The organism is Paenibacillus sp. GCM10027628, assembly GCF_042676385.1.
In the GTDB taxonomy this organism is placed as follows: Bacteria; Bacillota; Bacilli; order Paenibacillales; family NBRC-103111; genus Paenibacillus_E.
This window is the reverse complement of record NZ_JBHTHA010000049.1, coordinates 125,355-136,210: the sequence shown is the minus strand read 5'-3', so window position 1 is coordinate 136,210 and position 10,856 is coordinate 125,355. Positions and strand designations below refer to the sequence as shown.

The 10,856-nt window shown below is 48.6% G+C and carries 11 protein-coding genes; all 11 read left to right on the top strand.

Annotation, left to right across the window (positions count from 1 at the left end):
- The first annotated feature begins 239 nt into the window (after positions 1–239).
- The 11 genes from smc to ylqF all read left to right on the top strand — a co-directional run bounded on the left by smc (position 240) and on the right by ylqF (position 10,799).
- Positions 240–3,812: a chromosome segregation protein SMC gene (gene smc / locus ACFQZT_RS30500; protein WP_379306392.1), complete on the top strand. Its 3,573-nt coding sequence runs from the start codon at positions 240–242 to the stop codon at positions 3,810–3,812.
- Between the two features lie 38 nt (positions 3,813–3,850).
- Positions 3,851–4,846 (top strand): signal recognition particle-docking protein FtsY, encoded by a 996-nt coding sequence (gene ftsY, locus ACFQZT_RS30495; protein ID WP_379306390.1) that lies wholly within the window; start codon positions 3,851–3,853, stop codon positions 4,844–4,846.
- A gap of 182 nt (positions 4,847–5,028) precedes the next feature.
- Entirely contained in the window at positions 5,029–5,364 is a 336-nt protein-coding gene (locus ACFQZT_RS30490; RefSeq protein ID WP_379306416.1) for a putative DNA-binding protein, read from the top strand.
- A gap of 24 nt (positions 5,365–5,388) precedes the next feature.
- The gene (ffh, locus tag ACFQZT_RS30485) at positions 5,389–6,747 is read left to right on the top strand and encodes a signal recognition particle protein (protein WP_379306387.1); all 1,359 of its coding nucleotides are present in this window, start codon (positions 5,389–5,391) and stop codon (positions 6,745–6,747) included.
- A 41-nt stretch (positions 6,748–6,788) separates the two neighbouring features.
- Positions 6,789–7,061, top strand: a complete 273-nt coding sequence (gene rpsP / locus ACFQZT_RS30480; RefSeq protein ID WP_188174190.1) for a 30S ribosomal protein S16 — start codon at positions 6,789–6,791, stop codon at positions 7,059–7,061.
- Positions 7,062–7,087: 26 nt separating this feature from the next.
- Positions 7,088–7,318, top strand: coding sequence for a KH domain-containing protein (locus tag ACFQZT_RS30475; protein ID WP_270878580.1), 231 nt, complete (start codon positions 7,088–7,090; stop codon positions 7,316–7,318).
- Positions 7,319–7,400: 82 nt separating this feature from the next.
- Positions 7,401–7,916 carry a ribosome maturation factor RimM gene (gene rimM / locus ACFQZT_RS30470; RefSeq protein ID WP_379306384.1) on the top strand — a complete coding sequence of 172 codons (516 nt, stop codon included), beginning with the start codon at positions 7,401–7,403 and terminating at the stop codon, positions 7,914–7,916.
- Entirely contained in the window at positions 7,913–8,680 is a 768-nt protein-coding gene (gene trmD, locus ACFQZT_RS30465) for a tRNA (guanosine(37)-N1)-methyltransferase TrmD (protein ID WP_379306382.1), read from the top strand. The genes rimM and trmD overlap by 4 nt, the downstream gene beginning before the upstream one ends.
- Positions 8,681–8,844: 164 nt before the next feature.
- Entirely contained in the window at positions 8,845–9,186 is a 342-nt protein-coding gene (rplS, locus tag ACFQZT_RS30460) for a 50S ribosomal protein L19 (protein ID WP_379306380.1), read from the top strand.
- 107 nt (positions 9,187–9,293) lie between these two features.
- A complete protein-coding gene (lepB, locus tag ACFQZT_RS30455; RefSeq protein WP_379306378.1) occupies positions 9,294–9,920 on the top strand; it encodes a signal peptidase I in 627 nt (208 codons plus the stop codon).
- A gap of 9 nt (positions 9,921–9,929) precedes the next feature.
- Positions 9,930–10,799 (top strand): ribosome biogenesis GTPase YlqF, encoded by an 870-nt coding sequence (gene ylqF, locus ACFQZT_RS30450; protein WP_379306376.1) that lies wholly within the window; start codon positions 9,930–9,932, stop codon positions 10,797–10,799.
- The last annotated feature ends 57 nt before the right edge of the window (positions 10,800–10,856 follow it).

Below are 10,856 nucleotides of genomic sequence, written 5' to 3'. Positions count from 1 at the left end.
TCCTAAAATAGGAAATTATGTGATTGAAATTTTCATGTTAGGTTTGATGCATGCTTAATGTATTTTTCATCTTTACGAGAAGATGAACGATAACAAGTTCATTCCCTATTTAAGACTCAATTGACGCAAAAATTACATGGGTACCTGTTATGGGATTTCGCTTATTTAATGCGTAATGGTCGCACTTTTTATCTCTTTTTTCATATGGGATATGTTACAATAATTTTCGAGGTGAGACCATGTTTTTGAGACGGATTGAATTATCCGGATTTAAGTCTTTCGCTGACCGGACGGAGCTGGAGTTTGTGCGCGGGATTACCGCGGTGGTAGGTCCTAACGGCAGCGGCAAAAGTAACATTTCCGACGGCATTCGCTGGGTCCTCGGGGAGCAAAGCGCGAAGTCTTTGCGCGGCGGTAAAATGGAGGATGTCATTTTTGCAGGCAGCGATGCCCGTAGAGCGGTCAATTATGGTGAAGTATCTTTGACGCTGGATAATAGTTCGCAGTCGCTACCATTGGATTTTACAGAAGTGACGGTTACAAGGCGGGTACATCGTAGCGGAGAAAGCGAATATTTAATCAATAAGCAGCCCTGCCGATTGAAAGATATCACCGAACTGTTTATGGATACAGGGATCGGTAAAGAAGCTTATTCCATTATCGGACAAGGCCGGATTGAAGAAATCTTAAGTACGAAATCGGAAGATCGCCGGGGTATTTTTGAAGAGGCTTCGGGGATTGTTAAATATAAATCGCGTAAACGGGAAGCGGAGAAGAAGCTTGGCGATACCGAGCAAAATTTGCTGCGCATCCATGATCTGGTTTCCGAACTGGAAGATCAAATCGAGCCGCTGCGCGAACAGTCGGAGAAGGCGATTCGTTATAAAGAATTGCGTGAGAAGTTAAAAAGCAGCGAGATTTCGATGTACGTTCATCAAATTGATCAAATTTACGTCAATTGGAATGAAGCGACTCAGAAGCTGGAAAGACTCCAAAAAGAGCAGACCGAGCTTTCAACCGTGGTCAATCAGCATGATGCCCAGCTAGAGAAGCATCGCTGGGAAACGCGAAGACTCGAAGAGGAATTGGAAAAGCTTCAAGAGAGCTTGCTTCAGTTGAGCGAAGAGTTCGAGAAAAGCGAAGGGCACGGCGAGGTGCTCAAAGAGCGGAAAAAGAACTACATGGCTAATCGTGAGCAGTTAACCAATACGATTGCTTTGCAGGAGCAGCGAAGGGCCGATAAAGAGGCCGAACTCGCCGAACAAAGAGACAAGATTATCCAGATTGGCGCTCAATTGTTTGAGTTTCAGGCCAAGTTAAATGCCGAAGAACAACGCTTGCTTGGTGTTAACGGCGGGATCAGTTCAGCTCCTGAAGATCAGCTCAAAGGCGAGCTTTTGGAAACGCTCAACCGCATGGCGCAGGCGCGCAATGAAATTCGTTATGCCGAACAGCAAACGGAAAGTATCGGCCGCAGATTGGAAAGACTGGATGAAGAGCGCCAAAAGTGGGCGGAGCAGCGAGAAAAGATCGCGCTGCGGAAAGAAGAGCTGACTGCGAAGCTGGAAGAGACACTTCGAGAGATTGACGACGTTCGCCATCGCTATGCGGAGCTAACCCAGAAATTGAAAGGGAAGCAAGGCTTGTTGGATGAAGCGCAATCTACGCTGCGCAAGTGGGAGCAGAAGCTCGACGCCCTAACTTCCCGCCGCGATACAATGAAAGAGATGGCCAATGACTACGACGGCTTTATGCAGGGCGTAAAGGAAGTGCTGAAGGCGAAAAGCCGTAAAGATCTGCGAGGCATTCGCGGGGCTGTCGCCGAGCTTGTCAAAGTTCCTGCTGACGTTGAGATTGCGATTGAAACGGCATTAGGCGGGGCCCTGCAAAATATCGTTGTTGAGACGGAAGCCGATGGGCGCGAAGCCATTGCCTTTTTGAAACGTCGGCAAATGGGACGGGCTACCTTCCTGCCGATGAACGTCATTCGCGGCCGATCCATTGCGGATCATGAGATTGGCGCCCTTAAAGCCGCGAAGGGTTTTGTGGGCATCGCCGTCGATCTCATTGAGTTTGACGCGACTTATCAAAACATTTTCTCCAGTTTGCTGGGCAATGTCGTTGTCGCGCAAAGTCTGGAAGATGCGAACCATATTGCCGCTAAAGCGCAGTACCGTTATCGTGTCGTCACGCTGGAAGGCGACGTGGTCAACCCGGGCGGTTCCATGACAGGCGGTAGCTTGGCGAAGAAAACGACCAATTTGTTAGGCCGTCAGCGCCAAATCGAGGAGCTGGATCAAGAAATTAAGACCTCCCAGCAACAACTGGACAGTCTTAGGGACAAAACGTCGACGATAAAACGTGAAATCACTGACGATATGATGAATATCGAGCAGCTTCGCCAGCTTGGCGAGCAGCAGCGCATCACGGAGCAGCAGATTCGAGCAGAACTAGGTCCGTTGGAATCCGAGAATCGCACGGTAGAGGAGCAGCTTTCACTCGATAGTCAAGATCGAGAATCACTCCTTGCCGAGCAGACAGACTTTGCTAAGAAGAAAGTGGAATCAGAGCAAGCGCTGGCCGATCTTCAGCAAGAGGAGGCCTCCTTGCAGCAAGCGATACGGGATGCCGAGAGCTCGCGTAAAGCAAGCGAGTCGGAGAAAGAAGAACTGCAAAGTCAACTCACCGATTTAAAGGTGAAGGTCGCATCAATCTCCCAAGAGAAACAATCGCTGCAGGATCAGCAGCGCCGCTTACAGCAGGATTTGGCGGATTCAGACCGCGAGACGGAAACAAACCGCCAGTTGCTGGGACAGCTGGAGCAGGATATGGAAGCGCTCGAGCAGGAAACGGTGCTGCAGATCGAGCAGTTGAATGATCTCAAGCTCAGGAAACAGCAATGTGCCGAGCAAATCGATTTCAAGCGCGCGGAGCGGACGGACTGGCTGCAGAAGCTGGAACAGGGAGAGAATGAAACGCGCGCTCAGCGTATTCAGCTCAAACAGGTCGAAGAGAATCTGCATCAAACGGAGGTTCGTGTGAACCGGCTGGATGTTGAACTCGAGAACTTGCTAAAGAAGCTTGGCGAAGAATACGAACTCAGCTACGAGCTTGCAAAGGTGCGCTACCCTGTTCCGGAGGATGTTGCCGGGACGCAGAGCCTTGTTCGCGAGTTGAAGCGGGAAATCACTTCGCTTGGTGAAGTGAACCTTGGCGCGATCGAAGAATTCGCACGGGTTTCCGAGCGCTATGAGTTCCTCAGCGCCCAGAAAAATGACTTGATCGAAGCGAAAACGACACTGTATCAAGTCATTCGCGAGATGGATCAAGAGATGTCCAAACGTTTCAAGACGACGTTTGATGCGATTCGCTCGCATTTCGTCGTCGTGTTTGCCAAACTATTCGGCGGCGGGCGGGCGGATCTGATTTTGTCCGAGCCTGATAACCTGCTCGATACGGGCATTGAGATCGTGGCCCAGCCGCCGGGCAAAAAGCTGCAAAACCTGCAGTTGCTCTCCGGAGGCGAGCGTGCTCTGACAGCGATCGCTTTATTGTTCTCAATCATCCATGTGAAGCCGGTACCGTTCTGCGTGCTCGATGAGGTTGAGGCGGCGCTGGATGAGGCGAATGTAGCGCGTTTTGCCGAGTATCTGCGCGAGTTCTCCGAAGTGACGCAGTTCATTGTCGTTACGCATCGTAAAGGTACGATGGAAGAAGCTGATGTGCTCTATGGGGTTACGATGCAGGAAGGCGGCGTATCCAAACTGGTTTCCGTTCGATTAGAGGATGAGGAAGCCGTCGTATCTGCTTAATTTTTCTTTAAAATTTTGGGGCGAATTTAGGAGGAGCCATGAGTTTTTTTAAACGTTTGAAAGAGAGTATTTCCAGCAAGGCCGAAGCGGTTACGAATAAGTTCAAAGAAGGTCTTTCGAAGACGAGAGATGCTTTTGTAGACCGTGTGGACGATTTATTCAGCCGCCGCAAAAAAATCGACGAAGATTTCTACGAAGAGCTTGAAGAAATTTTAATTGGCGCCGACGTAGGCGTGAACACCGTACTGAAGTTGATCGATGACCTTCGCGCCGAAGTCAAAAAGCGTAAAATCGAAGACCCGGGCGAGCTCCAGCCGATTCTTTCCGAGAAGCTGATCGAGCTGCTTAAAGGCGATGCTGGCACCGGACTCAATTTGAATCCAAATGGATTATCCGTTATTCTGTTCGTCGGTGTGAATGGCGTCGGAAAAACGACGACGATCGGAAAAATGGCCCACATGTTCAAATCACAAGGGAAAAAGGTACTCATGGCAGCGGGAGACACGTTTCGTGCCGGTGCGATTGAGCAGCTTGAGACCTGGGGCCAGCGTGTTGGCGTGGATGTCATCAAGCAGCAATCAGGCGCGGATCCTGCCGCGGTGATGTATGATGCCGTACAAGCCGCCAAGACGCGCGGTGTCGACATTTTGCTTTGTGATACGGCGGGCCGTTTGCAAAACAAAGTTAATCTGATGGAAGAGTTGAACAAAATTTACCGTGTCATTCAACGCGAGGTGCCGGATGCTCCGCATGAAGTTATTCTGGTTCTTGACGCGACAACAGGTCAAAATGCGCTGAGTCAGGCGAAGCTTTTTGGCGATAAAACAGGTTTGACGGGGCTTGTGCTCTCGAAGCTTGACGGTACGGCAAAAGGCGGAATCGTTGTGGCGATCCGTCAGGAATTATCGCTGCCTGTTAAGTTTGTCGGTCTCGGCGAGAAAATGGATGATCTTCAGCCGTTCGATTCCGAACAATTCGTTCATGCGCTTTTCGGCAAATGGATTAATGAACAAAAAGAGGAAGTACAAGGTTAAAAAGCCAGTTAACCCTAATTAAAACCCTTGTTAGCCGATAGCCGGATAGCAAGGATTTTTTCTTTTTCATGTGACAAGGTCAAATGCTTGACATTAGTCCGGGAATTCAGTATGATAGGTTCTGTTGTGCTGCTGTCAAGGGTTCAACCTTTACGGAGGTGGCTATAGTGCCTGTCGATCAAATGCTGGAGAAAACGAATCGGATTAACCTGCTGTTTGATTTCTATGAGCCGTTATTGACCGAGAAGCAGCGAACGTTTCTTGAGTTGTATTTTCATGACGATTATTCGCTCGGAGAAATTGCCGAGAATTTCGAGATTAGCCGCCAAGCGGTATATGAGCATATCAAGCGTGCGGAACTAACGCTGCAAGAATATGAGAATAAATTGAAGCTTTTACATAAGCATGAGCAGCGTATAAAACTCCGGGAAGAGCTGGAGCAAGTGCTGGATGCTTGCGAACCGGAGCTAAAGAGGAAAACAAGCGAGCTTTTTGATACAATGATAGGGATCGATTAATGTCTACGAAGAGAGGTGAAGCGCATGGCATTTGAAGGATTGGCAAACCGGCTGCAGAACGTATTCGGCAAGCTGAGAAGCAAAGGGAAGCTGTCGGAAGAGGATGTAGGCGAAGCGCTTCGCGAGGTTCGGTTAGCGCTGCTTGAAGCAGACGTTAACTTTAAAGTAGTAAAAGACTTCATCGCTAAGGTGAAAGAGCAAGCTGTCGGTCAAGAAGTGATGAAATCTTTCACGCCAGGCATGGTCGTTATCGATATCGTGAACAAAGAATTGACGGCGTTGATGGGCGGCACGCAAAGCAAGCTGGCTCGATCGAACCGACCGCCGACGGTCATTATGATGGCCGGTTTGCAAGGGGCAGGTAAAACGACGACTTCCGGTAAACTGGCTAAGCTGCTTCAAAAGCAAAATCACCGGCCGCTGCTCGTCGCTTGCGACATTTACCGTCCTGCTGCGATTAAACAATTGCAAGTGCTCGGTGAGCAGTTGAAAGTTCCTGTATTCGCGATGGGTGACCAGGTCAATCCTGTTGACATCGCTAAGGCAGGTCTGCAGCATGCCAAAGATAATGGCAATGACTATGTCATCATCGATACGGCGGGGCGCTTGCACATTGACGAGAGTTTGATGGACGAGCTGAAAAATGTGCGTACGGCCGTTCTGCCAGATGAAATTCTGCTTGTAGTGGATGCCATGACCGGACAAGATGCAGTCAATGTAGCTGAAAGCTTCCATCAGCAGTTAGAGCTGACAGGCGTCGTTCTAACCAAGCTCGATGGCGATACCCGCGGCGGTGCGGCGCTATCTGTCAAAGCTGTGACAGGCTGTCCGATCAAGTTTGCGGCTAGCGGCGAGAAAATGGATGCCCTCGAGCCCTTCTTCCCGGATCGGATGGCATCGCGGATTCTTGGCATGGGCGATGTGCTTACGTTGATTGAGAAGGCGCAAGCCGGTATCGATATGGATAAGGCGAAAGAAATGGAGCGCAAAATGCGCAACGCCGAATTCACCTTCGAAGATTTTCTGGATCAGATGGAGCAGGTTAAGAAGCTCGGTCCGCTGGATCAGATTCTCGATATGCTGCCTGGAGCCAATAAGATTAAAGGCATGAAGGACCTCAAAGTCGACGATAAACAAATGGCACGCGTGGAAGCGATTGTGAAATCGATGACGAAGGAAGAGAAACGCAAGCCAGAGCTGCTGAATGCGAACCGACGCAAACGGATTGCCTCGGGAAGCGGCAACACCGTGCAAGAGGTCAATCGCTTTATTAAGCAGTTTGAGGATATGCGCAAGATGATGAAGCAATTCTCAGGCATGATGGGACCTAAAGGTGCCAAAGGTATGAAAAAGTTAGGTAAAGGATTCAAATTTCCTTTCTAAATAGAAGCAAGCTTTTATCCTATGTTGGAGGTGATTCATAAATGGCAGTACGTATTCGTCTTAAACGTATGGGCGCTCACAAAGCTCCTTTTTACCGTGTGGTGGTATCGGATTCCCGTTCCCCGCGTGATGGTCGTTTTATCGAAGAAATCGGTACTTACAATCCAGTAGCTCAACCGGCAGCTGTTACTCTTGATGAAGAGAAAGCTCTGAAATGGCTTCAAACTGGTGCGCAACCGTCCGATACAGTTCGCAGTCTGTTCAGCAAAGCAGGTCTGATGACTAAATTTCACGAGCTGAAACAACAGAAGTAATCTGTTAACTTTCGGAGGGTGTGTTCATGAAGGATCTTATCACGGTTATTGCTAAGGCTCTTGTTGATCATCCGGAAGAAGTACGTGTTACGGTTCAGGAGAAGGACGACAAGATCGAGTACAGGCTATCCGTTCACCCCGACGATGTCGGGAAAGTGATCGGCAAGCAGGGCAAGATTGCGAAGTCGCTCCGTACGGTAGTTACGTCAGCAGCAGTGAAGGAAACCAAACGTGTAGCTGTAGAGATTGTTTCATAGGGGAGAGGGTTAGGAGAATGTTCCTAACCTTTTTCTTGTATCATTTGTTGGAAATATTTTTTTGGAGGTCGGCATACGAAGTATGAGTGAGAAGCTTTTTACGATTGGTAAAATCGTCAACACCCATGGGGTTCGCGGCGAGCTGAAAATCGTCTCGGAAACGGATTTTCCGGAGCGCTTTGATAAGGGCAGCGAATTAGTTATTGTAGATTCTCAAAACAAGCAAACGCCGGTGACGGTGCAAGCCTCCCGCTTACATAAAAACATGTACATCGTGCAGTTCGCACAGTTCGCGAACATCAACGAAGTGGAGAAGTTTAAAGGTTCCCTGCTCAAAGTAGAAGGGAAATACCAGCAGGCTTTGGAAGAAGGGGAATACTATTACCACGAGATCATCGGCTGTAATGTGGTGACCGAGGAAGGCGAAACATTAGGGCAGATTACGGAAGTGCTGACGCCAGGCGCAAATGACGTATGGGTTGTGTCTATGCCAAAAGGGAAGCAGTTGTTGCTGCCGGTGATCGACGACGTTGTTTTGAATGTGGATGTAGCCGAGAAGACGATTCGCATTCATTTGATGGAAGGGCTGCTGGAATGAGAATCGATGTGCTGACGCTTTTTCCGGAAATGTTCGATGGCGTATTTTCTTCCAGCATTTTAGGAAAAGCTAGAGATAAGGGAATCGTTTCTCTAAACACGGTTAATTTTCGCGAGTACTCAGGCAACAAGCACAACACCGTGGATGATTACCCTTATGGCGGCGGTGGCGGGATGGTGCTGAAGCCAGAGCCGATTTTTGCCGCTGTTGAGGATTTACCCATCCATCGGAATTCCGATGACGATGATATGTCTGAATCAGTGAAGCCTAGAGTGATCCTCATGTGCCCGCAAGGTGAGACATTCACGCAACGTAAAGCGGAGGAACTTTCTGCAGAGCGGCATCTCGTGTTCATTTGCGGTCATTATGAAGGGTATGACGAGCGAATCAGGCAGTACCTGGTGACCGACGAGCTCTCCGTAGGGGATTATGTATTGACCGGGGGGGAGTTGCCCGCAATGGTCGTTATAGACAGCGTGGTCAGGCTCCTGCCAGGCGTGCTTGGCAATGAAATGTCTGCGGTTACGGATTCTTTCAGCACGGGTTTGCTGGAATATCCACATTACACGAGACCCGTCAAATTCAGAGATTGGGAAGTGCCTGAGATTTTGCTCTCAGGTCATCACGAAAATGTGAAAAATTGGCGGATGCAGCAATCGCTGTATCGCACTTTGGAACGGCGGCCTGACTTGCTGGAAGGTCGGGAATTATCCAAGAAGGAAAAGGTTTGGCTGGAGGAATGGAAACGTCAGCAGCTGGAGTAACCCCCCCGAAAACTTCTCTATTGAATTTCTACTTTCTCTGTGGTAATATAGTTTCTGTTGTGAATTTTTATTGTTTGAGTCTGGTGGTCCTCTACGCGTAGCAACTTCGTATATACATCGTAGAAAAGCGGAATGAACACCTGTGTGGAAGGAGGAAGTCAACTATGAATCTGATTCAAGAGATTACGAAGGAACAACTGCGTACGGATATCCCTAATTTCCGTCCAGGCGACACACTGAAAGTACACGTAAAAGTTATCGAGGGTTCCCGTGAGCGTATTCAGCTGTTCGAAGGTGTTGTTATCAAACGCCGCGGCGGTGGAATTAGCGAAACGTTTACCGTTCGTAAAATTTCTTACGGTGTAGGTGTGGAGAGAACATTCCCTTTCCATTCTCCGAAGATCGACAAGATCGAAGTGGCTCGCCGTGGTAAAGTCCGTCGTGCGAAACTCTACTATCTGCGTGGTCTTCGCGGTAAAGCAGCAAGAATTAAAGAAATTCGATAAGAAACCGGGGGGCTTGTTTAGGCAAGTCTCCTTTTCGTTTCTATAGGCTTATCTCTCCACATCGGAATATCTCACATAACCAAAACTGGGAAAAGAGGCAATCAGTGATGGAACAGAAAGATCAAGAACAGCCTTACATAGAATCCGCATCAACAGACGGTGCAGCCGCCGCCCCTGCAACTAAATCGGCAAAAAGCGAAACCTGGGAATGGATCAAAGCGCTCGTTATCGCGGGTGTGCTGGTTATTATCATACGCTGGTTCCTGTTTTCGCCATTTATCGTCGATGGTGACTCCATGCGTCCTAATTTTTTTACGGGTGAACGTTTGATCGTAAACAAAATTCTTTATGACATCCGTGCTCCTAAACGTGGAGAAGTTATCGTATTTCATGCGCCGGAAGGTAAAGATTACATTAAACGCGTAATTGCGCTTCCCGGTGAAACAGTGAAAGTCGAAGGCGACAAAGTGTTCATTAATGGTCAAGAAATCGATCAGCCTTTCATCAAGGATGCGATTGACCAGGCTGTTAAGGAAGGCCATGCTTACAATACATTAGCTAACTTCCCTGAGACGAAAGTGCCGGATAATGAAGTGTTTGCTATGGGGGATAACCGTCCGAATAGTAAAGACAGCCGGGATAAACGGGTGGGCTTTGTGCCTTTCAATAAAATAGTCGGCCGGGCCGAAGTCATTTTCTGGCCGCTGAACAGAATCAGTTTTATACATATTTGAGGTGAAACTATGACCATTCAATGGTTCCCCGGCCATATGACCAGGGCTCGAAGACAAATTGAAGACAAGCTTAAGCTGATAGATGTCGTCATTGAGCTCTTGGATGCCCGCATTCCGCTCTCCAGCCGGAACCCGATGGTAGATGAAATATTAAAAGGCAAGCCTCGAATGGTGCTGCTGAATAAACATGATTTGGCGGATCCGCAAGTAACGGCGGAATGGGTTCGTTATTTTGCCGATCAAGGCCTTCAGGCATTACCGATAGACGCAGCCTCAGGCACGCAGGTAAAGGAAATTTTGCCAAGAGCAAAAGCTTTATGGGCTCATAAAATCGAGAGTCAGCTCCGCAAAGGTATTAATCCGCGTGCCGTTAGAGCACTGATTGTAGGTATCCCGAATGTCGGCAAGTCGACATTGATTAATCAGTTGGCAGGCAAGAAAATTGCTGCAACCGGCGATAAACCTGGTGTGACTAAAGGTCAGCAATGGATTAAAGTAGGGACCGAGATGGATCTGCTCGATACGCCTGGTATTTTATGGCCGAAATTCGAAGATCAGATGGTGGGTCTAAGGCTCGCAGCGACAGGTGCGATCAAAGAAGAGCTGCTCCATATGGATGAGATCGCATTTTTTGTGATCAAGTACATGGTCCGCCATTATGGCACTGGACTGAAGGAACGGTTTGGCATCGAAGAGCTGCCTGAAGACTTGGACGATCCGAATGAAGTGGTGAAAGTCATGGAAGCGGTCGGACGAAAGCGAGGGGCCATCGTTAGCGGCGGTAAGGTTGATTTAGACAAGGCCTCGCTGATCATCATCCGTGATCTTAGAGCGGGCAAACTTGGGCGTATTAGCCTGGAAACGCCGGCAGAATTTTAGGTGCGGTTTTTTCTATGAGGAAAAATTAAAGAGATCATGTCTTAGAACAGCTTAGTG

Bases quoted from the DNA above. Each gene is read 5' to 3' on its own strand.
- smc (WP_379306392.1), top strand. From the start codon at position 240: ATGTTTTTGAGACGGATTGAATTATCCGGATTTAAGTCTTTCGCTGAC.
- ftsY (WP_379306390.1), top strand. From the start codon at position 3,851: ATGAGTTTTTTTAAACGTTTGAAAGAGAGTATTTCCAGCAAGGCCGAA.
- ACFQZT_RS30490 (WP_379306416.1), top strand. From the start codon at position 5,029: ATGCTGGAGAAAACGAATCGGATTAACCTGCTGTTTGATTTCTATGAG.
- ffh (WP_379306387.1), top strand. From the start codon at position 5,389: ATGGCATTTGAAGGATTGGCAAACCGGCTGCAGAACGTATTCGGCAAG.
- rpsP (WP_188174190.1), top strand. From the start codon at position 6,789: ATGGCAGTACGTATTCGTCTTAAACGTATGGGCGCTCACAAAGCTCCT.
- ACFQZT_RS30475 (WP_270878580.1), top strand. From the start codon at position 7,088: ATGAAGGATCTTATCACGGTTATTGCTAAGGCTCTTGTTGATCATCCG.
- rimM (WP_379306384.1), top strand. From the start codon at position 7,401: ATGAGTGAGAAGCTTTTTACGATTGGTAAAATCGTCAACACCCATGGG.
- trmD (WP_379306382.1), top strand. From the start codon at position 7,913: ATGAGAATCGATGTGCTGACGCTTTTTCCGGAAATGTTCGATGGCGTA.
- rplS (WP_379306380.1), top strand. From the start codon at position 8,845: ATGAATCTGATTCAAGAGATTACGAAGGAACAACTGCGTACGGATATC.
- lepB (WP_379306378.1), top strand. From the start codon at position 9,294: ATGGAACAGAAAGATCAAGAACAGCCTTACATAGAATCCGCATCAACA.
- ylqF (WP_379306376.1), top strand. From the start codon at position 9,930: ATGACCATTCAATGGTTCCCCGGCCATATGACCAGGGCTCGAAGACAA.